Annotated in this window: 20 protein-coding genes; 16 read left to right on the top strand and 4 right to left on the bottom strand. The window is 44.4% G+C overall.

From position 1 onward, the window contains the following. Nucleotides 1–192: 192 nt before the first annotated feature. A complete protein-coding gene (locus NCCP133_RS06450; RefSeq protein ID WP_264804112.1) occupies nucleotides 193–378 on the bottom strand; it encodes a 2-hydroxymuconate tautomerase in 186 nt (61 codons plus the stop codon). Between the two features lie 230 nt (nucleotides 379–608). Here NCCP133_RS06450 and NCCP133_RS06445 point away from each other — a divergent pair, with 230 nt between their 5' ends. Next, nucleotides 609–1268: a site-2 protease family protein gene (locus tag NCCP133_RS06445; RefSeq protein WP_264804111.1), complete on the top strand. Its 660-nt coding sequence runs from the start codon at nucleotides 609–611 to the stop codon at nucleotides 1266–1268. 36 nt (nucleotides 1269–1304) lie between these two features. Further along, nucleotides 1305–1817, top strand: coding sequence for a YwhD family protein (locus NCCP133_RS06440; RefSeq protein WP_264804110.1), 513 nt, complete (start codon nucleotides 1305–1307; stop codon nucleotides 1815–1817). A gap of 477 nt (nucleotides 1818–2294) precedes the next feature. On the opposite strand, the gene NCCP133_RS06435 is transcribed toward NCCP133_RS06440, so the two are convergent. Further along, nucleotides 2295–4364, bottom strand: coding sequence for a transglycosylase domain-containing protein (locus NCCP133_RS06435; RefSeq protein WP_264804109.1), 2070 nt, complete (start codon nucleotides 4362–4364; stop codon nucleotides 2295–2297). A gap of 438 nt (nucleotides 4365–4802) precedes the next feature. Between NCCP133_RS06435 and speE the strand changes: the two genes are divergently transcribed. From speE to NCCP133_RS06400, 7 genes are all read left to right on the top strand, one after another. After that, on the top strand, nucleotides 4803–5630 hold the full coding sequence (gene speE, locus NCCP133_RS06430; protein WP_264804108.1) for a spermidine synthase: 828 nt from the start codon (nucleotides 4803–4805) through the stop codon (nucleotides 5628–5630). A gap of 64 nt (nucleotides 5631–5694) precedes the next feature. Beyond that, nucleotides 5695–6570 (top strand): agmatinase, encoded by an 876-nt coding sequence (gene speB, locus NCCP133_RS06425; RefSeq protein WP_264804227.1) that lies wholly within the window; start codon nucleotides 5695–5697, stop codon nucleotides 6568–6570. An 89-nt stretch (nucleotides 6571–6659) separates the two neighbouring features. Continuing rightward, nucleotides 6660–6848: a DUF4177 domain-containing protein gene (locus NCCP133_RS06420; protein ID WP_264804107.1), complete on the top strand. Its 189-nt coding sequence runs from the start codon at nucleotides 6660–6662 to the stop codon at nucleotides 6846–6848. 17 nt (nucleotides 6849–6865) lie between these two features. Continuing rightward, nucleotides 6866–7045, top strand: a complete 180-nt coding sequence (locus tag NCCP133_RS06415) for a hypothetical protein (protein ID WP_264804106.1) — start codon at nucleotides 6866–6868, stop codon at nucleotides 7043–7045. A gap of 124 nt (nucleotides 7046–7169) precedes the next feature. After that, on the top strand, nucleotides 7170–7622 hold the full coding sequence (locus tag NCCP133_RS06410) for a DUF1934 domain-containing protein (RefSeq protein WP_264804105.1): 453 nt from the start codon (nucleotides 7170–7172) through the stop codon (nucleotides 7620–7622). Next, nucleotides 7609–9279, top strand: a complete 1671-nt coding sequence (gene argS, locus NCCP133_RS06405) for an arginine--tRNA ligase (protein WP_264804104.1) — start codon at nucleotides 7609–7611, stop codon at nucleotides 9277–9279. Before NCCP133_RS06410 ends, argS begins: the two co-directional genes overlap by 14 nt. A gap of 396 nt (nucleotides 9280–9675) precedes the next feature. Then, nucleotides 9676–9855 carry a XapX domain-containing protein gene (locus tag NCCP133_RS06400; protein ID WP_264804103.1) on the top strand — a complete coding sequence of 60 codons (180 nt, stop codon included), beginning with the start codon at nucleotides 9676–9678 and terminating at the stop codon, nucleotides 9853–9855. A gap of 173 nt (nucleotides 9856–10028) precedes the next feature. Here the strand turns inward: NCCP133_RS06400 and uvsE are convergent, their stop codons facing one another. Continuing rightward, nucleotides 10029–10985: a UV DNA damage repair endonuclease UvsE gene (uvsE, locus tag NCCP133_RS06395; RefSeq protein WP_264804102.1), complete on the bottom strand. Its 957-nt coding sequence runs from the start codon at nucleotides 10983–10985 to the stop codon at nucleotides 10029–10031. A gap of 30 nt (nucleotides 10986–11015) precedes the next feature. Further along, a complete protein-coding gene (gene cls, locus NCCP133_RS06390; RefSeq protein ID WP_264804226.1) occupies nucleotides 11016–12197 on the bottom strand; it encodes a cardiolipin synthase in 1182 nt (393 codons plus the stop codon). A 297-nt stretch (nucleotides 12198–12494) separates the two neighbouring features. Here cls and NCCP133_RS06385 point away from each other — a divergent pair, with 297 nt between their 5' ends. From NCCP133_RS06385 to icmF, 7 genes are all read left to right on the top strand, one after another. Then, nucleotides 12495–14606, top strand: a complete 2112-nt coding sequence (locus tag NCCP133_RS06385; protein ID WP_264804101.1) for a heterodisulfide reductase-related iron-sulfur binding cluster — start codon at nucleotides 12495–12497, stop codon at nucleotides 14604–14606. 351 nt (nucleotides 14607–14957) lie between these two features. Then, a complete protein-coding gene (locus NCCP133_RS06380; protein WP_264804100.1) occupies nucleotides 14958–16145 on the top strand; it encodes an acetyl-CoA C-acetyltransferase in 1188 nt (395 codons plus the stop codon). A 316-nt stretch (nucleotides 16146–16461) separates the two neighbouring features. Beyond that, nucleotides 16462–17313, top strand: a complete 852-nt coding sequence (locus NCCP133_RS06375) for a 3-hydroxybutyryl-CoA dehydrogenase (RefSeq protein WP_264804099.1) — start codon at nucleotides 16462–16464, stop codon at nucleotides 17311–17313. Between the two features lie 58 nt (nucleotides 17314–17371). After that, on the top strand, nucleotides 17372–18502 hold the full coding sequence (locus NCCP133_RS06370; RefSeq protein WP_264804098.1) for an acyl-CoA dehydrogenase: 1131 nt from the start codon (nucleotides 17372–17374) through the stop codon (nucleotides 18500–18502). A 279-nt stretch (nucleotides 18503–18781) separates the two neighbouring features. Further along, on the top strand, nucleotides 18782–19921 hold the full coding sequence (locus NCCP133_RS06365) for an acyl-CoA dehydrogenase (RefSeq protein WP_264804097.1): 1140 nt from the start codon (nucleotides 18782–18784) through the stop codon (nucleotides 19919–19921). 106 nt (nucleotides 19922–20027) lie between these two features. Beyond that, on the top strand, nucleotides 20028–20672 hold the full coding sequence (locus NCCP133_RS06360; RefSeq protein WP_264804096.1) for a TetR/AcrR family transcriptional regulator: 645 nt from the start codon (nucleotides 20028–20030) through the stop codon (nucleotides 20670–20672). Nucleotides 20673–20738: 66 nt separating this feature from the next. After that, nucleotides 20739–24005, top strand: a complete 3267-nt coding sequence (gene icmF, locus NCCP133_RS06355) for a fused isobutyryl-CoA mutase/GTPase IcmF (RefSeq protein WP_264804095.1) — start codon at nucleotides 20739–20741, stop codon at nucleotides 24003–24005. The last annotated feature ends 58 nt before the right edge of the window (nucleotides 24006–24063 follow it).

The raw sequence follows: 24063 nt of genomic DNA, 5'->3' as shown, positions 1-24063 counted from the left end.
ATCGAACTTTCAATCCGCACATAAATCGGTATCGTACATAAAAAATTCTATCTGCAATAAATCAGTGCTGCGTGCAAATAAAAAATTCTATCCGTAATTAAAAAGGTGCAAAACTCAGAGAATCCTTTTCTGATAAAAAAATCCAATAGAAAAGGGCAGACTCAACTGAAAATCTGCCCCTTTTACATGGTATTACTCGTCGCTTAAACGCTTACCGCCCGTTGCATAGTGATTTTTAGACATTTCTTCGATAAATACAACAATTTTATCTTTTGATGCCCCAGTTGTTTCGTTTACGGCATCGGTTACTTTTTCTACAAGAGCTTTTTTCTGCTCTTCTGTACGGCCCTCCAGCATTTTGACTGTTATGTATGGCATTTGTTTTCCTCCTCTTATTTTACTGATTGTAGTTTTCCATAAATTTTTACAATGTGCAAGCCTGAGCGGCCCGTTCTTTCCCTTTCATATGGTGTTCATGTATACTTTTAGGTAAATAGTGGAGGATTTTCGTACATAGGATGTATGAAAACCTGGCAAAAGATGAAAAAGTATAATCGGCCTGGCAGATGGTACTCGTTCTTTGCCGGCAGGAGAGGGAGTTTTGGCATTTGGAACAATTTTTAGCGTTTTCTCTCAGGGAGATTCCTTATGTTGCTGTAACGTTGATGATTGCCTTTACGGTTCATGAATTTGCCCATGCGTACGTTGCTTACAAATTTGGAGATTCGACTGCACAGAAACAGGGCAGATTGACGCTGAATCCCATGCAGCATTTGGACCCGATTGGGACCATTCTGATTTTTATAGCAGGTTTCGGATGGGCAAGGCCTGTTCCGGTTAATCGGTTCTTTTTTAAGAAACCGAAGCTGGCAGGCATATCTGTTTCGATTGCAGGCCCTTTGTCCAACCTGGTGATGGCGGTTCTGGGTTTTTTTATCTGGTATGCGCTGGCCGGAACAGGATTAGCGGCATCGTTTCCGCCTTTTATAGCGGATTTTTTAGATATTTTTATCCAGTTAAACCTGGTGCTCTTCGTGTTTAATCTGCTGCCGTTTCCGCCGCTTGATGGGTACAGGATTATTGAGGATCTGGCACCAGCCCATATTCGTCCTAAGATGACCCAATTTGAAGCGTACGGCTCTGTCATATTTCTCATTCTTGTTATTACGCCGCTGGACCAATACACGATTCAGCCGATTTTCAACATCGTCTTGCCGGTGCTGGCGAGCGGCCTAAATGATTTTTTCTACGAACTATTTATGAAATAATAAGTGAAAACGAAGATTGCTTAGGAGGACATGAACATGGAAGAAAAAAAGAAAAAGAAGGTTGACTTTAATATTATCAAAAGTGATCCGACTGACGGCCATGGAGGCTTTGGAGCAGGGACCCTCAGCCTCGATCATGTGACGCCTGTCATTATTGATGTAGATGCCGGCGAGGCTTCAATTGAAGTGGGTGCCATGCACGCCAGAAGCCCGGTGGAAAAAGGAATCAAGTTTCTGCCAAACAAAGATGAAGTTCCAAACGGAAAGCCATACTGGCTGATATGGATTACAATCGACCGCACAGAAGGCGGGCCTTACTATGCTGGTGTGACAGCATGTGAAATGACGGTAGACCGGGAAATCCGCAGAGGATATAAGTCACTGCCTGAGCATGTGAACCGGATGGATAAATCCATTAAAAGACATATAATCGTTGGCCATATGGATGAAAAGTCAAAAGCAGTGCTTACAGAATTTTTGAAAAATCATGACGCGGGCATGTGGGAACGTTCTGGAGACCAACTAAAATCAGATTTACAAGTAAATTAGAAAATAAGTCTGAATTTGTGGCGAATTTGTGACATTTTGTTGACGTAGTTTTCTAACCACTTGTACAATTCACATAAAAAAAGTAAACTATTTAACAGTGTGAAGGCACGATAAAAACTAGGACACGAAAAACCCCGGGATTCGGACCCCGGGGTTTTTTCCATTTTATGAGGGACTAGGGTGTGGATCTGGGGAAGAAGTTGGCAGAGGTCAATAGTGACTTTCTTAGGAACGGGAGACGGCTAAAAGGAAATAATCCGGGTAAATAGTGCCTTTGAAAGAAATGAGAGCGCCGGCTGAAGGGAAATAATCGAGTGCCTTTCCTTAGGAACAGGAGAAAAGGAACTAACCGGGGTTAATAATGACGTAGAACGGAACAAGAGCGATTAATAACCGGAAAGGAAAGGCCAGCGAGGTCTCCTGAAAAATAAAGTGCCTGATCTTTTTCCCAAGATCAGGCAGCAAGAATATTTAATATCAAGAAGCCCACTGAAACAATTTCTTATACCAAGGTGTCTTCGGCTTTTGTTCTGGTTGTTCCGGTGTTATCTCTTTTTCGCGGCTCAGATGGTCTGTGCAGTATGCTGTGGGTTCAGTTCCTTCCGCAAAATAGGTGAGGCGTTTGACAGGACAGTTCTCAGCTGCAATTTGGCCGTTGGCTGGATCAACATAGACGCCAACTGTGCCCTTTGGCGCTTTGAATGCTTTTGCGGGCTTTCCTTTATGGGCTTCCTCCATAAAACGAATCCATATATTTTTGGCATATGTTTTTTCGGCGGTGTTTGTAATCATAATTCCTTTGTCATACCCCGTCCATACGGCCGTTACGAGCTGCGGGGTAAAGCCGGCCATCCAGCTGTCTGTTTCGGTTGATCCAGATTTTCCGGCGTAAGGGCGTGTCATATCATTGATTACTGTGCTTCCTGTTACACGGGCATATCCATTCAGTTTTGGATCGAAAATTCCAGTCATCATATGGGCCATCACAAAGGCAAGATCGGGCCGCAGGACTTTCATTTCGAATGGTTCCTGCTGGTAGATGACTTCGCCTTTATGGTTTTCTATTCGCTTAATCAATACAGGTGATACCTTTTTTCCGCCATTGGCAAACATGCTGTAGGCATTCGCGAGCTCGATGACTCTCATTCCCGATGTACCAAGTGCCAGGGAAGGAACCTTTGCCATTTTTGAATGAATGCCAAATTTCTTGGCTGTATTGACGAGGGTCTCCTCTCCCAAAAACAAATGGGTCTTTACGGCATAAACGTTGTCGGATAAGGCAAGCGCCTGTGCCATTGTAATATCATCATCCGCATATTTGCTGTTAAAGTTATGCGGCGTATAATCTGGTGTCCCGTCTTCAAAGCGGAACGTAGTCTGTTCGCTTCGAATCGGAGTGGAAGGGGTAAACCCTTGCTCCAATGCCGCATAATACAAGAGCGGCTTGATTGTCGAACCAGGCTGCCTGACAGCCTGGACTGCCCTGTTGAATGGGCTTTCTTCATAGTTTCGTCCACCAATCATCGCTTTGACGTATCCGTTTTTCGGATTCATGGCAACGACCCCGACTTGAATCTCAGAGTCTTTAGAAATAAGCTTATCTACTGTTTCTTCTGCGATTTCCTGTTCCTTGAGATTTAAAGTCGTGTAAACCTTCAATCCGCCTAATTCAATGGTTCGGTCATCCAATTTCAGCTGTGTTTTAAGGGCATTGCGGACAGCGTCCTGAAAATAAGGGGCTATTTTAACACTGGTATGCATGTGCTCGCCAACCAGCTCAAGATCTTCTGAAGCAGCCAGGTCCGCTTCCTTTTGAGTGATCATCCCGTTCTTCACCATTGTCTGCAGAATCACCTTTTGCCGCTGGTTAGCTTTTTTTGCTGATGCAAAGGGCGAGTATATGCCAGGCCCCTTTGGGATTCCGGATAGAATGGCGGCTTCAGATAAAGTCAGGTCACTTGCATTTTTTCCAAAATAAAAGTGGCTGGCTGCCTGAGCACCGTAGGCACCATTTCCGTAATAAATCGTATTTAAATAGCCTTCAAGGATTTCTTTTTTTGTGTAATTCATCTCAAGCCTGATTGTATATAAAGCCTCAAGTATTTTCCGCTTCCATGTTTTTTCATGTTCAAGGAAAAGATTCCTGGCGTACTGCTGGCTGATGGTGCTGGCGCCCTGAACCTTGGCCATTGCTTTAATATCGGCCATAGCGGCTCCAGCGATCCGCTTATAATCAAATCCGCTGTGTTCGAAAAAGTTTTTGTCCTCAATTGAAATAGTCGCATCAATGAGATGGGGACTGATATCTTCAAGAGGTGCCCAATAGCGCTTTTGTCCGTTATGGCTCTCGCCAATCACTGTACCATCTTCTGAGAAAAATAAAGTTGATTGCGGAACGGCGAGCGGCGGCGGACCTAATATTTTTGCATAAACCAAAATGCCTCCGATCATAATGACTGTAAGAGCCATTCCTATGAAGCTAATAATGAGTATAGCACGTAAATATTTCATCGTTTTTCTAAAACGCTGATCTGTCATTAATTCCATATCAAGCACCCCCAATTCTTCTGTTTTCGAAGGCTTTTATCATTTTTATATAGTGAAAAGTTGATACAACGCCAAGTGACCGATAAAAGGTTCAAAGTGACCGATAAAATGCAAAAGTGACCGATAAAATGCAAAACTGACCGGTAAAAGGTTCAAAGTGACCGATAAAACGCAAAACTGACCAATAAGCAGGGCGACGTAATGATTTTTCCAAATAAAATCTTTAATAAGTGCTTTATATATTCAGTATTGAAAAAACAGGGCTATTTTAAACATCTTTCTCTACTAATTAGCGAAGTTTTTCTTGCAATTTTGCTAGATTCAACTATACTTTTTCTGTGTTTGTTATTTGCATGTTAGGGAAGTATAAAAGATGAAAATGCTTTTTGCTGCTCTTTTGTGATAATTCATTTTTTTTATGGAAGGAATGATTGAGGAATGGGACTTTGGTTTACAGAGAAACAAACGGAGAACTTTGGCATTACGATGAAGGTGAAGCGTAGTTTACATACAGAACAGACAGACTTCCAAAAGCTTGATATGGTGGAAACAGAAGAATGGGGCAATATGCTTCTTCTTGACGATATGGTTATGACTTCAATCAAGGATGAGTTTGTTTATCATGAGATGGTTGCACATATTCCTTTATTCACGCATCCAAACCCTGAAAACGTTCTTGTCGTTGGCGGTGGTGACGGCGGCGTAATTCGCGAAGTGCTTAAGCACCCGAGCGTGAAAAAAGCGACTCTTGTTGATATTGACGGAAAGGTAATCGAGTACTCTAAAAAGTATCTTCCTGAGATTGCAGGCAAGCTTGATGACCCTCGCGTTGACGTGAAGGTGGGCGATGGCTTCTTGCACATTGCAGAAAGCGAGAATGAATATGACGTCATCATGGTTGACTCGACTGAGCCGGTTGGGCCTGCGGTGAATCTTTTCACAAAAGGATTCTATGCTGGAATCTCCAAAGCGCTTAAAGAAGACGGCATCTTCGTTGCGCAGTCTGACAATCCTTGGTTCAAAGCGGACCTAATCCGCAACGTTCAGCGCGATGTAAAAGAGATTTTCCCAATCACTCGCTTATACACAGCGAATATTCCAACGTACCCAAGCGGAATGTGGGCATTCACAATCGGATCGAAGAAATATGATCCGCTGGAAGTGAGTGAAGACCGTTTCCATGACATTGAAACAAAGTACTATACAAAAGAATTGCATAAAGCGGCATTTGTATTGCCTAAGTTTGTTCAGGATTTAGTGAAGTAATTTCATTTCAGGCTGTTTATTAGAAGCAGCCTTATCTAATAATAAGAAGAGGGGGATGACCGTGATCCGTTTCGATGAAGCCTACTCAGGCAATGTTTTTATTAAAAGCCATCCTAGCTATGAAGAAAGTGAAGCGGTTATTTATGGCATGCCGATGGACTGGACAGTCAGCTATCGTCCAGGCTCGCGTTTCGGCCCTGCTCGCATTCGTGAAGTGTCCATCGGACTGGAAGAATACAGCCCTTATCTGGACCGCGAGCTGGAAGAGGTAAAGTATTATGATGCGGGGGATATTCCGCTACCATTTGGAAATCCGCAAAAAAGCATTGATATAATTGAAGAGTTTATCGATCAGCTTCTGGCTGAAGATAAGTTCCCGCTTGGCATGGGCGGAGAGCATTTGGTTTCCTGGCCTGTCATAAAAGCAATGTACAAAAAATATCCGGATTTGGCGATTGTTCATATCGATGCCCATGCGGACCTGCGTGAGCATTATGAAGGGGAGCCTTTATCCCACTCTACGCCGATCCGTAAAGCAGCTGACCTAATCGGGCCAGGCAATGTGTATTCTTTTGGAATCCGTTCCGGTATGAAAGAGGAGTTCGAGTGGGCAAAAGAAGTGGGTTTGCACATGTCAAAATTTGAAGTGCATAAGCCGCTAAAGGATATTCTTCCTAAGCTTGCAGGACGTCCTGTTTATGTAACCATCGATATTGATGTTTTAGATCCTTCAAATGCGCCGGGAACAGGCACAGTAGATGCAGGCGGCATTACATCAAGAGAGCTTCTTGCTTCGATTCATGAAATTGCGCATTCAGATGTACAAGTTGTCGGAGCAGACCTTGTGGAGGTTGCGCCAATCTATGACCCTTCTGAGCAAACAGCCAATACGGCGAGCAAGATGATCCGTGAGATGATTCTTGGATGGGTTAAAAAATAATAGTGGAACGGGGACCTTGTGTCTCCGTTTTTCTATGCCTGAAACCTTTTCCTCTAATTTCCGTAGATATGGAAAAAGGGGGATTTCCAATGTACGAGCATAAATTTGTTAAAGTTGAATTATCTTCATTTAAGCTTAAGCCAACAGAGGATTATCACGAAATTGTCCGGGAGCACGAAAAAGACGGCTGGGAGCTCGTGCAAACTTTCGCTCCAGGGATTAGGGGCTATGGCACACCTGCTTTTTATGAGCAGATTTTTAAACAAAAGGTTGATTAAGAAGGGAGATTCTTAAAATGATGGAAGCAGGATCATTCTTTCCGCTATTCGCAATGATTCCTTTTTTATTTTATATGGCCGTTCTGGTTTTCGGAATTTGGTTTGCGGTAAGCCTGATTAAAATACTGAAGGAAAAAAATCAAATACTGAGGGACATTTCCCGTCAGCTTGAACATTTTAAAAAGGATGAAACATAAGGCTTCATCCTTTTTTTGACAAAAATCCGGCTAGTGTCTGGCACCGTCCCTGTACCCTTGCACTTTCCCTTGGGAGTATTTATACTTATATAGTTATAGACAAGATGAAAAGGATGTGTTGCCGTTGTCCAGTCACTCAGCGGAACAAATGCCTGTGAAGATTAAAGTGAAGACGGATATTCGCAAGCTTGGCAGCAAAGAGACATTTGAATTGACTGCTTTTGGCCGATACTATAGAAAAGATGCTTCCCGTTTCCTTCAGTATGATGAAAAGATGGAAGAGGGAAAAGTAAAAACAATTATAAAGATGTCCGGCACAGATGGGCTGATTTTACGCAGCGGGGCCGTGAAGATGAGGCTGCCGTTCAAGATGAATAAAAAGCTCCGGGGCAGCTACCAAACTCCATATGGAGTGTTTGAGATGGGCACCGTGACGAAAAGGATGGAACATCAATATAATGATCAATCAGGTGAAGGTTCCATCGATATTTTATACGATTTAAAAATGCAGGGGTCGCAGGCAGGTACATATCATTTGGCGATTACGTTTGAGGAGGAGAACAATGAACATAGTTGAGCAGGTGCAAAGCAAGTTAAAGCAGGAAATTAATGATGCGGTTGTAAAAGCCGGCCTGGCATCTGAAGAGCAAATCCCGGATGTAGTTTTAGAAATCCCGAAGGAAAAGGCGCATGGCGATTATTCTACGAATATGGCGATGCAATTGGCGCGTGTGGCTAAAAAGGCGCCAAGAATGATTGCCGAGGAACTGATCGCGAATTTTGACAGCTCAAAGGCTTCTATTGAAAAAATTGAAATAGCAGGTCCCGGCTTTATCAATTTTTATATGAATAATTCTTATTTGACTGACCTGATCCCGGCGGTACTTGAAGCCGGGGATAAGTACGGTGAAACAGCTGTTGGAAACAATCAAAAAATCCAGGTCGAGTTTGTTTCCGCGAACCCGACTGGCGACCTCCACCTGGGCCATGCCCGCGGTGCGGCAGTTGGTGATTCCCTATGCAATATTTTAGATAAAGCTGGCTATGATGTATCCCGGGAGTACTATATTAACGATGCAGGAAACCAGATTAACAACTTGGCTCTATCTGTTGAAGCGCGTTATTTCCAGGCGCTTGGCATGGAGAAAGAAATGCCGGCAGACGGCTATCATGGTGAAGATATCATTGGGATTGGAAAGAAGCTTGCTTTAGAATACGGTGATCAATATGTGAATGTGGATGAAAAAGAGCGCTTTGACTTTTTCCGCGAGTATGGCCTGAAGTATGAAATGGCGAAGCTTAAGCAGGATCTTGAAGATTTCCGTGTGCCATTTGATGTGTGGTATTCTGAGACATCTCTTTATAACAATGGGAAAATCGATACGGCTCTAAAGGCGTTAAATGATAACGGGCACATATACGAAGAAGATGGGGCCACATGGTTCCGCTCCACGGCTTTCGGAGATGATAAAGATCGAGTTCTAATTAAAAATGACGGCTCTTATACGTATTTGACTCCGGATATCGCTTACCATAAGGATAAGCTTGAAAGAGGCTTTGAAAAGCTGATCAACATTTGGGGCGCTGACCATCATGGCTACATTCCTCGAATGAAAGCAGCGATTCAGGCACTTGGCTATGACCGTGAAGCACTTGAAGTGGAAATCATCCAGCTTGTTCATTTGTATAAAGACGGCGAAAAAATGAAGATGAGCAAACGTACCGGGAAAGCGGTAACGATGCGCGATCTTGTTGAAGAGGTAGGCTTGGACGCAACACGCTATTTCTTCGCCATGAGAAGCGCGGATACGCATCTTGATTTCGACCTTGATCTTGCAGTATCCCAATCTAACGAAAACCCTGTGTACTATGCACAATATGCACATGCACGCATTTCCAGCATCCTGCGCCAGGGCGAAGAGCAGGGCATGACTGCAGATAATAGCGCAGACTTCTCTCTTATCCAGGCGGAGAAGGAAATGGACGTTCTGAAGAAAATCGGCGAATTCCCGCAGGCTGTGGCTGAAGCAGCACAAAAGCGCATGCCGCACAGAATCACAAACTATATCTTTGAACTGGCTTCTGCTTTCCATAGCTTCTATAATGCTGAAAAAGTATTGGATGCGGAAAATGAAGAAAGAACAAAAGCACGTTTGGCATTGATCCAAGCGGTCCAAACAACATTGAAAAACGCACTTGCATTGATTGGGGTATCTGCTCCGGAGAAAATGTAATACAAAAAGACAAAGCTGGCACATAAAAAGTGCTGGCTTTTTTCAGCTAAGAGCTATGAAATTTTAAGAATACTTGAGTATTCGGGAGATATTTAAAGTATATTGAGGGAGGGTTATACACCCTTGTTCCGGTGTAAATAAAATATAGAAACCTGGGCATTCGCCGAAAAACTGGGGAAACGCTAATGTTTTTGCCGAAAAAGGGGAAGCTATGAGCATATGTTTACGTTTAAAGTAGAGTGAAACATCACTCAGTGATCTTCTGAGTGTTAGTCGAACAAATGGGCACATACGGGCAGTTATCCAGTCCTTTAATTTAAAGGGACTACTGCCCGTTAGGCTGCGGGCTGTACGGGCAAAACAAAGTAAACAAGATTCAAGATTAAGGAGGATATCATGAAAATCGTTCTCTTATCCATACTTACAGGATTTCTGGTTGGATTTATATTTGCTTTTATGAAACTCCCGATTCCTGCACCGCCAGCACTGCCTGGAATCATGGGCATCGTCGGCATTTACCTTGGGTTTAAAGCGTATGAAGTACTTTTGCCTTGGCTGCGGAATATCGTAGGATGACGAGAAAGGGGGTGCCCACAAATGACTGGGCGTCCTTTTTTTGCGTCTAATTGTGAACTTAGCAAATAAATCGCGGATTTTATCGAAGTAACGATGAAAATTAGCCAATAAATTTAAAAACTAGCGAGCAAATCGAACAAAAGGCGTTCCTCTTTAGGGGAGGGACGCCTTCGTTATTTCCACTCTATTTCAGCCCCGCCAATCCTTTTTACGCCGCGAATGCTGCTGATCTCTTCTGTCAGTTTTAGTGCTGCCTTGTCCTTTGCTTTTGCCTCGATCATAAAATCGATGTCTCTGTTAAAGAATTTCAGCAAATCAAGAAGCGGCCTGATAAATTCTGGATCGACATAGTCAGCGTGGGACCTGAATGCTTTTTCCGATTTAGGCGAAGAAATATGGATTTTTGGCTTCATGCTGGTTTTCTCCCATGTCTGAAAAATTTCAGGAAGCAATTCTTCCAGTGGCCGCGTGCCGAGATTTGCCATATGGTGATGATAATCGAACACAAGCGGTATGTTTTCCTGCTGGCAGGCCAGGAGCGTTTCATCGGTATTGTACGTTTTGTCGTCATTCTCGAGCGTCATTTGTTCCTTTATGTGGGAAGGAAGCATTTTCAGGTTTTCGTGGAACCGTTCAATGGTTGTGAACTTGTCACCGTAAGCTCCGCCGATATGGATATTGGTGACGCTCTTCTTTTCGGCACCCATGGCTTCAAACATCCGGTAATGGTATTCCATATCTTTAACGGCGTTCATGGTTACTTCCTCCCTTGGAGAAGTAAACAGTGTAAACTGATTGGGATGGAAGCTGACCCGGAGGTTATGTTTTCTAATCAGCTCTCCAATTTCCAGCCATTTTTCCTTAAATGGTGAGACGAAGTCCCATAATACCTCCGGATGGGTGGCGAGAGGAACAATGGAGCTGGAGAGCCTGTACAGCTGAATTTCATGAGCAATATTATAATGCAGCATCCTTAACGTGTTCTGCAGGTTTTGAGTCGTAACGGCTTTCAGTTTCTCAAGCCTTTCTTCAGAAGGCATTTGTTCATAGCGTGTAAAAGTTAATGTCCTCGCAGGAGAAGCTTCCCAAAGACTGATCGCGTGGGAAACATAACCAAAGCGGATCTTCATTTTGCTGCACCTACTTTTCCCCGGATACTCTTAAAGGAAGCTGGCCACCGTCCGGGCAAGCATTTCCTTAAATGTCCGAAAAGGATCCAGGCGGTTTAATTCTTTTAAGGTTAATCTCTTTGAGTTTCGAATGTCGGTATCTACAATAGTTTGAACTTTTTGGATAAAATCCTTGTCATAAATAAAGCAATTGATTTCATAGTTTAAAAACAGGCTGCGTTTATCAAAGTTGGCTGTGCCGACATCTGCAATTTCATTATCAATCATAATCGCTTTGGCATGATAAAACCCATTTAAGTATTGGTATACATATGCACCTTGCTTCAGCAGCTTTCTCAAATAAAGATAAGAGGCCTCTTTTACAAGGATATGGTCTGTAACACAGGGGATCAGGAGTCTTACAGTGATTCCCCGCTCCAAGGCATGGCTTAAATCTTTGAAAAGCCTTTTGCTCGGAATAAAGTAAGGCGTGCCAATTGTAATGGATTGCTTTGCCTTACGGATTAAAGAGGAAAAATTTTCTTCCAAATAAGCTCCTTTATAAGCGGAAAACTGGTGCCGATACTTCCCGGCACGAAGTTCAGGAAAATAGATGCAGTTTGCCAGCAGGTCAGTCTTCGTTGCTTTGTACCAATCTGCTAAAAACTCTCTTTGCAGATCGTGGACGCCTTCACCCTGGAATTTCAAATGGTAATCCCGCCAGGGGGTCAGCTTTTTATCTTGATTAATGTACTCTTTTCCAATATTAAAACCGCCGCTAAACCCGATTGTTCCATCAATGACAGTAATTTTTCGATGGTTCCGGGCTTGGAAAGAATAGAAAAGGAAAGGCGGCTTTGGCACATGTGCAAAGGAGAACTTAATGCCGCTGCTTTTGAGCTCCTTTATTGTTTTGCTTTTAACAGGAAAACTGCCGGCCCAATCCAGAAGGAGGCGAACTTCGACTCCTTCTTTTGCTTTACCCTTTAGAATGGATAAAAACTCCTCGCTGATTTTATCATCCTTCACAATATAAAATAAAATATGGATATGCTTTTGCGCGTTCCTTAATTCAGAAAAAAGATCTTTAAATAAAGCAGGACCATCTGTAAACATGTCCATGTCGGATTTTCGCATAGGAAGGGTCGTCCGCTCAAGCTTTTTCATATGGCTTTTCCTGCCCAATGTAAAATCGATATACAGCCATAAAAAGATTACGAGCAAAATGATCATGAAGATATTCCAGACTGTCAATGCCATCTTCCTCTCGACAAGATTTCCTGTTAGTATTTCCAGTGCTGCTATTTCTATAATGGAATCATCCATTCATGCAGGACTTTTTCCCATGCAAAGAGAAGGTTCTAACAATGTGAATTACAAAGACAACTTAACTTTTTGAACAAGTTTATTCAAAAAATGGTTGACTGAATGCTCATTCATAATATAATGGGAGTAAGAGATAAATTCAGAAAATTTTATTGTATTTAAAATTTTCTAAGGAAAGGAACCATACTGAAAGGAGTTCTGCCCATGAACGGTTTATTATGGATCAACTTAATTGCATTCCTTCTTGTAACCGCTTACGCTGTCAGCTTGTTTGTCTATGTTGTTAAGACGAGGATTGAATATATCAAGCTTGGCAAAAAGGTTGAATTTGACGGCAAAGTAAAAGAGCGCCTCGAAAAAATCTGGGTTAATGTGTTTGGCCAGAAAAAGCTTTTAAAGGATAAAAAGAGCGGGATGATGCACGTCATGTTTTTCTACGGATTCCTTCTCGTCCAATTCGGTGCCATTGACTTTATTATCAAGGGAATCAAGCCTGGTGCCCATTTGCCGCTTGGCCCTTTATATCCTGGTTTCACGTTTTTCCAGGAACTTGTGACACTGATGATCCTTGTTGCGGTCATCTGGGCCTTTTACCGCCGTTACGTTGAAAAGCTTGTACGCTTAAAAAGAGGATTTAAAGCAGGTCTCGTACTTATTTTCATCGGAGGACTTATGCTCTCGGTCCTTCTTGGAAATGGAATGAGCATGATCTGGCATGGCCATGAAGGAACATGGTCTGAGCCTGTTGCATCACTGTTTGCAGGAGCATTCTCATGGATGGGTGAAACCGCCGCGATTGTTGTCTTCTATATCGCCTGGTGGATTCATTTACTATTCCTATTGGCATTCCTTGTATACGTGCCGCAATCCAAGCATGCTCACTTAATCGCAGGACCGGTCAATGTTTATTTCAACCGTATGGATAACCCGGGGAAATTGAAGGCAATCGACTTTGAAGATGAAACCCAGGAAAGCTTCGGTGTTGGCAAAATAGAAGACTTTACACAGCACCAGATGATTGATTTCTATGCATGTGTAGAATGCGGGCGCTGTACAAATATGTGTCCGGCTACAGGCACAGGTAAAATGCTGTCGCCAATGGATTTGATTATCAAATTACGTGACCATTTAACCAATCACGGTGCTTCTGTTACTTCAAAGCAGCCGTGGGTGCCAACTTTTGCTTTTTCAAACACGAAAGGCAATCAGATTGCGCTTGCAGCTGCCAGCCAGGGTGCTGAAGAAGCTGCAGCTGGCCTTGCATACAGCCCAAGCCTGATCGGTGAAGTTATCACAGAAGAAGAAATCTGGGCTTGTACGACTTGCCGCAACTGTGAAGACCAATGTCCGGTTATGAATGAGCATGTTGATAAAATCATCGACCTTCGCCGTTACCTTGTTCTTACAGAAGGTAAAATGGATGCAGATGCGCAGCGCGCGATGACGAATATTGAACGCCAGGGCAATCCTTGGGGGCTTAACCGCAAGGAGCGCGAAGACTGGAGAGAGGCACGCGAAGATGTTCATGTGCCGACAGTGAAGGAAATGAAGAAGGCAGGAGAAGAGTTCGAATACTTATTCTGGGTTGGCTCAATGGGATCTTATGATAACCGCAGCCAAAAGATTGCCCTTTCCTTTGCGAAATTATTAAATGAGGCAGGCGTTAAGTTCGCCATCCTTGGAAACAAAGAAAAGAACTCTGGTGACACGCCAAGGCGTCTTGGAAACGAGTTTTTATTCCAGGAGCTTGCCACAAAGAATATCGAGGAATTTGAGAAAAATGAAGTGAAGAAGATTGTTACGATTGACCCGCACGCCTACAATATTTTCAAAAATGAGTATCCGGATTTTGGATTGCAGGCAGAGGTCTATCACCATACTGAGGTTCTTCACAAGCTTGTGGAAGAAGGCAGGCTGAAGCCGCAATATGCTGTCGAAGAAACAATCACATTCCATGACTCCTGCTATCTTGGACGCTACAACGAGGTGTATGATCCTCCGCGTGAAATCCTTAAGAGCATCCCAGGCGTCAAGCTTGTGGAAATGGAAAGAAACCGCGAAACTGGCATGTGCTGCGGAGCGGGCGGCGGCTTGATGTGGATGGAAGAAGAAACAGGACACCGCATCAACGTATCCCGTACAGAGCAGGCACTGTCGGTTAATCCATCCGTGATCAGCTCAGGATGTCCATACTGCTTAACAATGCTATCTGATGGTACAAAGGCAAAAGAAGTGGAAGAACAAGTTCATACGTACGATGTGGCTGAAATTCTTGAAAAGTCCGTAGTGGGCGAGAGTCAGAATTTAGCTTCCTAAAATAATGAAAGTGGGGATTGAAACACAGAACCAAATTCACTTGAAGTATTTTAAGTCATGATCAAGCATATATGTATGTGACGGTAAATGTTTTAACAGAATTTTGGGTAAAGTGTTTCAATTTCTGCTATTTTTCTAGTAATATAGAATATGATAAAGCGCTTACAATTTTATTTGCTGGCTGAAAAACGATGAAGTCCTTTTATTTCGCTGTCTTTTCGAGCGAGCGTTCAGTCAATAAATGCACATCCGCAAACATTTTACTTCAACAAGAACGACTGCAGACACTCAATTATTTTCTAAAAAATTTTTCGAACATTTTAAATTAATCGTACAAAGGAGCGATTCTTTATGGGGAAAACCGTAATTCTTAGCGGGGTAAGAACACCTTTTGGAAAATTCGCAGGAACGCTTAGCAGCTTTACCGCGTCTGACCTAGGCGGATTTGCTGTGAAGGAAGCTTTGAACCGTGCCGGCGTCAATCCTGAAGTTGTAGACGAAGTGATTCTTGGAACCGTTCTACAGGGCGGACAGGGACAAATCCCTTCACGCCAGGCTGCGAAAAAGGCAGGATTGCCATGGGAAGTCAAAACGGAAACGATCAATAAGGTTTGTGCTTCCGGTATGCGAAGCATCACTTTAGGTGATCAGATCATCCGGGCAGGTGACGAGGAAGTCATCGTGGCTGGCGGCATGGAATCCATGAGCAACGCGCCCTACATTTTGCCGAAAGCACGCTGGGGCTTGCGCATGGGTGATTCAGCGGTTAGGGACTTAATGGTTCATGATGGTTTGAGCTGCAGCTTCACAGGCGTCCATATGGGAACGTACGGAAACTCAACAGCAGAAGAATTTGAAATCAGCCGTGAAGAGCAGGACAAATGGGCGCTAAGAAGCCATGAACGTGCGGTGGCGGCAATTGAATCCGGCAAATTGGCAGAGGAAATCGTGCCAGTGGAAGTTCCGCAGCGAAAAGGGGAGCCAGTCATTGTTTCCCAGGATGAGTCGCCTCGCAAAGATACATCTTTAGAAAAGCTGGCTAAGCTTGGCTCTGTATTTAATTCAGACGGAACGATCACTGCCGGAAATGCACCGGGCGTTAATGATGGAGCGGCAGCACTGGTATTGATGAGCGAAGAGCGCGCGGAACGCGAAGGCAAGAAGCCGGAAGCTTATATTCTCGGCCATACTGCGCTTGCGGTGGAAGCGAAGGACTTTCCGCAGACACCCGGGCTTGTCATCAATGCACTTTTGAAAAAGACAGGAAGAACGCTTGAAGAAGTTGATCTATTTGAAATTAACGAAGCATTCGCTGCTGTTGCTTTAACAAGTGGGAAAATTGCAGGCCTGGATGAAGAAAAAGTGAATGTAAACGGTGGAGCAGTCGCACTTGGGCATCCAATCGGGGCCAGCGGAGCGAGAATTATTTTAACACTCATGCATGAATTAAAGCGCCGTGGCGGCGGCATTGGCATTGCAGCCATCTGCAGCGGCGGCGGACAGGGCGATGCCGTGATGATTGAGGTGCCGAAGCAATAAATTGCAGGGGGATTGGCATAAATCAGCAGCATTTTGCTGGAAATATCAAAAAAATACGCCACTCTCGACAGTTGATCGGCCAGTTTTATAGATTTAACGGCCGAAAGCAGCAATTTATCGGCCAAACTCGAACTTTTATCGGCCAAACCAATAATCGGAAGCTTAAACAATCAGCAGACTTATATAGAAACATTTTTACCGGCCAATTTTCGGCTTTTACCGGCCGATATTAAATAAATACCGGCCCAAAATGAGGATTTACCGGCTAAATCAATCGAAATACCGGCCAAAGCTCAAGAACGGAGGATGTACAAAAATGAACGTAAAAAACATTATGGTAATCGGTGCTGGACAAATGGGTTCAGGAATTGCACAGGTATGTGCCCAGGCGGGATACAGCGTGATCTTAAATGACCTAAAGCCTGAGTTTGTGGAACGTGGCCAAGGTGTGATTAAAAAGAATCTTTCCCGCCAGGTGGAAAAAGAACGCATAACAGCGGAGGAGATGGAATCTGTACTCAGAAATGTAACCGCTTCAACAAATCTGCAGGATGCCAAAAATATTGACCTAGTAATCGAAGCAGCTGTTGAAAATATGGAGATTAAAACAAAGATCTTCAGCCAGCTCGATGAAATTGCACCTGAACATGCAATATTAGCGAGCAATACGTCGTCCCTTCCTATTACAGAGATTGCAGCAACGACAAATCGACCAGAAAAAGTTATTGGCATGCACTTCATGAATCCAGTGCCTGTAATGAAGCTGGTTGAAATTATCCGCGGACTCGCAACCACAGACGAAGTATATCAAACAATCGAAGACATCACAAAGACGCTTAAAAAAGTGCCTGTCGAAGTAAATGACTTCCCCGGCTTTGTTTCCAACCGGATTTTGATGCCCATGATCAATGAAGCGGTATACACACTTTATGAAGGGGTTGCAGCGAAAGAGGCCATTGATGAAGTGATGAAGCTTGGCATGAACCACCCAATGGGCCCATTGACATTGGCTGATTTCATTGGACTTGATACCTGCCTGTATATAATGGAAACGCTGCATGAAGGCTTTGGCGATGATAAGTACCGCCCATGCCCGTTATTAAGGAAATATGTAAAAGCAGGCTGGCTAGGCAAGAAGACAGGAAGAGGCTTCTACGTTTACGAATAAATTTCACCATAATAGGAGCTTGGCAAATCGGGCCAGATCAGCATCGGGGGGAATACAAATGAACCTGAGATTTACAGAAGAACAGGAAATGATGAGAAAAATGGTGCGGGATTTTGCCCAGACGGAAATTGCACCTTTTGTGGAGAAAATGGAGGCGGGGGAGTTTCCAAAAGCTATTCTGCGTAAGATGGGCGAGTTGGGCCTTATGGGGATCCCGATTCCTGAAAAATACGGCGGTTCTGAAATGGATTTTACTTCTTATATTATCGCCATTAATGAACTGTCCAGGGTAAGCGCGACGGTGGGTGTCATTTTATCGGTTCATACATCTGTGGGAACGAATCCAATTCTTTACTTCGGCACAGAAGAGCAAAAGCAGAAATATGTATCGAAGCTTGCTTCAGGCGAGTATCTTGGCGCTTTTTGCCTCACTGAACCGAGCGCAGGCTCAGATGCGGGAAGCTTAAAGTCCCGTGCCGTTAAGGACGGAGATCATTACGTGATTAACGGATCAAAAGTGTTTATCACGAATGGCGGTGAAGCGGATGTATATATTGTATTTGCTTCAACCAATCCGAAGCTTGGCAGCAAAGGCATCTCTGCTTTCATCGTAGAGAAAGGCACGCCAGGCCTTGTGTTCGGAAAAGATGAACACAAAATGGGCCTGCACGGTTCCAGAACGCTGCAGCTGATATTTGAAGATATGCATGTTCCGGCGGAAAACCTTCTTGGCAATGAAGGAGAGGGCTTTAATATTGCCATGGCTAATCTCGATGCAGGACGGATCGGCATCGCTGCGCAGGCACTGGGAATTGCAGAAGCTGCATTTGAGGAGGCGGCTGGTTATGCGAAAGAACGTGTTCAATTCGGCAAGCCAATCGCGGCTCAGCAGGGTGTAGGATTCAAGCTTGCAGACATGGCAACAAGCGTTGAAGCTGCAAAGCTATTAATCTATCGGGCTGCAAATCTCCGCCAGCGCGGCATGAAATGCAGACTGGAAGCTTCAATGGCAAAGCTTTTTGCATCCAAAACAGCGGTCGAAGTAACAACAGAAGCCATCCAGGTATTTGGCGGATATGGCTACACAGAAGATTATCCGGTTGAGCGCTACTTCCGTGACGCGAAAATTACAGAAATCTATGAAGGAACAAGTGAAATTCAGCGGATTGTCATCAGCAAACAGCTGTAAAATATATTTTTCAGACGTTTGCATTCTATTGCCTAACTACGTATAAACGCTGAGTTAATTGAAGCGGAGGGTACTTGATCAATGCATCAGCATTTTCGTCGTGCGGTGTTGATTGGAGGAAGATTATTCAATGTCCTGCGGGAGGAGAGAGAGTGAGACCCAACAGGCGAAGCTGAGGGCCTCCACGCGGAAAGCAAGTACCTGCAGCGGAAATCAGCGGGCAGAACTAAAAGGCCTTTCTAATAGATCAACGAATTCATACAAAGCGAGGGACTGACAATGAACTTTCAATTGAGTGAAGAGCATGAAATGATCAGAAAAATGGTGCGCGATTTCGCCAAAAATGAAGTGGCGCCAACTGCTGCAGAGCGTGATGAGGAAGAACGCTTTGACCGTGAAATATTCGACAAAATGGCTGAACTTGGCCTAACCGGGATTCCTTGGCCAGAGGAGTATGGCGGCATTGGCAGTGACTATCTTGCATACTGCATCGCAGTTGAAGAGCTTTCAAGAGTTTGTGCTTCTACAGGTGTAATGCTATCAGCGCATACATCCCTTGCAGGCTGGCCAATCTTCAAGTTCGGAAGTGAAGAGCAAAAGCAAAAGTACTTAAAGCCAATGGCACAAGGTGAAAAAATCGGTGCATATGGCCTTACTGAGCCAGGAAGCGGTTCGGATGCCGGCGGAATGAGAACGACTGCACGTTTGGAAGGCGATCATTACGTATTAAACGGCAGCAAAATTTTCATCACAAATGGCGGAGAAGCAGAGATCTATGTCGTATTTGCCTTGACAGATCCAGCTTCAAAACATAAAGGAACAACGGCCTTTATCGTGGAATCCGGCTTTGAAGGCTTCTCTGTGGGCAAAAAGGAAAAGAAATTGGGAATCCGTTCATCGCCTACAACTGAAATCATTTTCGAAGAATGCAAGGTTCCAGTTGAAAATGTGCTGGGAGAGGTAGGGGAAGGCTTCAAAATCGCGATGATGACTTTGGATGGCGGCCGCAACGGAATTGCTGCACAAGCTGTTGGAATTGCACAGGGTGCATTGGATGCCTCCGTCGATTATGCAAAAGAGCGAGTACAGTTCGGCAAGCCGATTGCAGCCCAGCAGGGAATCGGATTCAAGCTTGCGGACATGGCTACAAGCATTGAAGCTTCAAGACTCTTAACTTATCAGGCAGCATGGCTTGAGTCTGAAGGACTTCCATATGGGAAAGAGTCGGCAATGTCGAAACTTCTAGCAGGCGACACGGCCATGAAGGTAACAACAGATGCCGTTCAAATCTTCGGCGGATATGGATATACAAAAGATTATCCTGTAGAACGCTTTATGCGTGACGCGAAAATTACGCAGATTTATGAAGGCACGCAGGAAATCCAGCGTCTCGTAATCTCGCGAATGGTGACGAAATAATATAGCTGGCTTCAAAAAAATAGACGGCCGTGCTTTGGACTTTTTTAACCCTGAAAAGATAATTCGTCAAAACGGGGGATAATTCGCGGGAGGCGGTAGGTAAAAAATGAAAAAACGGGAAGTGCAGGCTTCTGTTAAAGATGAGCGTCTTGTCAAAAAAAGACGCGATCAGATGATTAAAGGTGCCGTCACCCTTTTTATCCAAAAAGGGTTCCATCGTACAACAACCAGAGAGATCGCCAAGGCATCTGGCTTTAGTATCGGAACGCTTTATGAGTACATTCGAACAAAGGAAGACGTGCTATATCTGGTTTGTGACAGCATCTATGACCAGGTTGCGGAACGGCTTCAAAAAGGCCTTGATACAGAGCAGGGCACCCTTGAAAGTCTGAAGCAGGGAATAGCCGATTACTTCAAGGTCGTGGATGAGATGCAGGATGAAGTGCTTGTTATGTATCAGGAGGTGAAGGCCCTGACCAAGGACGCGCTTCCTTATGTTTTGAAAAAGGAAATCGAAATGGTCGGCATGTTCGAATATGTGATCACTCTTTGTGTAGGAAATGGAGAACTTGATTTGCCGGAAGAAAAAATCAAGATGATTGCCCATAACATCTTTGTCCAGGGGCAAATGTGGGCATTCAGGCGCTGGTCACTGCAAAAAATGTACACGATTGATGATTATATCAAGCTCCAGACCGATCTTTTGTTTCAGGGAATTAATCATTCAAGCAAGGTATCTGAAAAAGCTTAACAAAAATTTCATGTGCGCAGGCATCAGCAGCCCTGGGGCCTGCGTTTACGGACAAGGGGGAGAAGGATGAGTAATCCAGAAGTGTATAAACCGAAAAATCATATTCGCTTTGTAACGGCTTCCAGTCTTTTTGACGGACATGATGCTTCCATCAATATTATGCGCCGAATCATTCAGGCGAGCGGTGCCGAAGTTATCCATCTGGGACATAACCGCTCTGTTGAAGAAGTCGTGAACGCGGCAATCCAGGAAGATGTACAGGGAATCGCCATTTCCTCTTATCAGGGAGGACATGTTGAATACTTTAAGTATATGTATGACCTTTTAAAAGAAAGAGGCGCATCCCATATCCGTATTTATGGCGGCGGCGGCGGTGTAATCATCCCGAAGGAAATTAAGGAGCTCCATGACTATGGAATCGCAAGGATTTTCTCGCCTGAAGATGGCCGCAAGCATGGCCTCCAGGGCATGATCAATCAGATGATTGAAGAATGTGATTTCCCGACTTTCACAGCCGAAGCTTCCGAGCAGATTGAAAAGCTGCAGGAAGGGGAAATAAATGCGGTTGCGAAGCTGATTACGCTGGCTGAACACCAGGTTACCGGGGGCAAAGAAGCCGCTGCAGCACTTGAGCCAGTAATGGAGAAGGTGAAATCTCTGGAAAAACAGGTTCCTGTAGTAGGGATTACGGGAACGGGCGGTGCTGGAAAGAGTTCACTAACGGATGAATTAATCCGCCGTTTTATTAATGAAATTCCAGAAAAGAAAGTGGCGATCCTGTCTGTTGACCCGACTAAGCAAAAAACGGGCGGAGCATTGCTTGGTGACCGCATTCGCATGAATGCCATCTTTAACCCGCGCGTCTATATGCGAAGCTTGGCAACAAGAAATTCCCGCAGCGAACTTTCACTTGCCATTCAGGATGCAATTTCGGTTGTAAAAGCAGCAGGCTTTGACCTGATCATTGTGGAAACGAGCGGAATCGGGCAGGGGGATGCCGGCATTACCGACATTTGCGATGCCTCTATGTATGTCATGACGAGTGAATTCGGTGCACCTTCCCAGCTTGAAAAAATTGATATGATCGATTATGCAGACTTGATTGTCATTAATAAATTTGAGCGCAAAGGTTCAGAAGATGCAATGCGCCAGGTGCAAAAGCAGTACCAGCGAAGCCGGATGCTCTTTGAAAAAGAGCTTGAAGAGATGCCGGTTTACGGTACGATTGCAAGCCAATTCAATGATCCGGGCACAAATGCCGTATTTGCTGCACTTGTTGAAACGATTAATGAAAAAGCAGGCACAGATTGGAAGACAAGTTTTACAAAAAGCGCAAAAGTTGAAAAGCAGAATGTCATTATTCCAAACGAGCAGCGCTATTATCTTCGCGAGGTTTCTGAAACAGTCAAAGGTTATCATAAAAAAGCAGAAGAACAGGCGGATCTTGCCCGCAAACTGTTCCAGCTTGAAGGAGCTTTGCTTGCATTAAAAGAGCAAGAAGCAAATGACGGAGTGGCTGCTTACCTTGAAGCTATTAAAGCGGCAACAGAAGATAAACTGACTGCTGAAACAAAAAAAATTCTTGAAGGCTGGGAAGATCTGAAGGAAAAGTACTCTGGCGACCAATTTGTAATCAAAATCCGCGATAAGGAAATCGTAACGGTATTAAAAACAAAGAGCTTATCCGGCCTGTCTATCCCGAAGGTGGCACTGCCTAAGTACAAGGACTACGGAGAAATTATCCGCTGGGTGTACAGAGAAAATGTACCCGGTTCATTCCCGTATACAGCAGGCGTTTTCCCGTTCAAACGCGAGGGAGAAGATCCGAAGCGTCAGTTTGCCGGTGAAGGAACGCCTGAACGGACGAATCGCCGCTTCCATTATCTATCTAAGGATGATACAGCAAAGCGTCTGAGCACTGCGTTTGATTCTGTTACACTTTACGGTGAAGATCCGGATTACCGTCCGGACATCTACGGAAAAGTAGGGGAAAGCGGAGTCAGCGTTTGTACCCTGGATGATATGAAAAAATTGTATGCCGGATTTGATCTATGCCACCCATCTACATCTGTATCAATGACAATTAATGGACCGGCACCGATTATTTTGGCTATGTTTATGAATACGGCCATTGAGCAGCAAATTGAAGCAAAAGAGCAGGAACTGGGCCGTGTGCTGTCGCCGGAAGAATTTACTGAAGTAAGGGCGAAAACGCTGCAGACTGTACGCGGAACGGTTCAGGCTGACATATTAAAAGAAGACCAGGGACAAAATACGTGCATCTTCTCTACAGAGTTTGCTTTAAGGATGATGGGGGATATCCAGCAGTACTTTATTGACCATAAAGTCCGGAACTATTACTCTGTATCCATTTCCGGCTACCATATTGCCGAAGCGGGTGCGAATCCAATTTCGCAGCTGGCGTTTACACTGGCAAATGGCTTCACATATGTCGAGTACTATTTGAGCAGGGGCATGAACATCAATGACTTTGCACCCAATCTTTCATTCTTCTTCTCAAACGGGCTGGATCCGGAATATACGGTGCTCGGCCGTGTGGCACGCCGCATCTGGTCTACCGTTATGAGAGATAAATATGGCGCGAATGAAAGAAGCCAGAAGCTGAAGTACCATATCCAGACTTCCGGCCGCTCCCTGCATGCACAGGAAATCGATTTTAACGATATCCGTACGACGCTCCAGGCATTAATGGCTCTTCAGGATAACTGTAACTCCCTGCATACAAATGCTTATGATGAAGCCATTACAACTCCGACGGAAGAATCTGTCCGCCGTGCCATGGCCATCCAGATGATCATTACAAAAGAGCATGGCTTATCCAAAAATGAAAATCCGCTGCAGGGTGCGTTTATCGTGGATGAATTGACAGACCTCGTTGAAGACCAGGTATTGAAAGAATTCGAACGTATCAATGACCGCGGCGGCGTGCTTGGTGCCATGGAAACGCAATATCAGCGCGGCAAAATCCAGGATGAATCCATGTACTATGAAATGAAAAAGCATACAGGCGATCTTCCAATTATTGGCGTAAACACATACTTGAATCCAAATCCTCCATCAGAAGAAGAGATGGATAATATGGAGCTTGCAAGAGCGACGAAGGAAGAAAAGGAAACCCAAATCCGCAATCTGCGCAGCTTCCAGGAGCGAAATAAAGATAATGCGGAAGAGGCTCTGAAACGCCTGAAGGATGCGGCTGTCAGCGGCGGCAACATTTTTGCTGAACTGATGGAGACTGTCAAAGTAGCTAGCCTCGGCCAAATCACTCGTGCATTATATGAGGTTGGAGGCCAGTATCGCCGAAATATGTAAACAACAAGTGGATGCCACAATTGAAATGAGGGCTTGCAGCCATTCGCTGCAGGCCCTC

It is taken from the genome of Cytobacillus sp. NCCP-133 (assembly GCF_026011715.1).
Lineage (GTDB): Bacteria > Bacillota > Bacilli > Bacillales > Cytobacillaceae > Cytobacillus.
The sequence above is the reverse complement of the archived record's forward strand: the minus strand, read 5'-3'. Positions and strand labels throughout refer to the sequence as shown.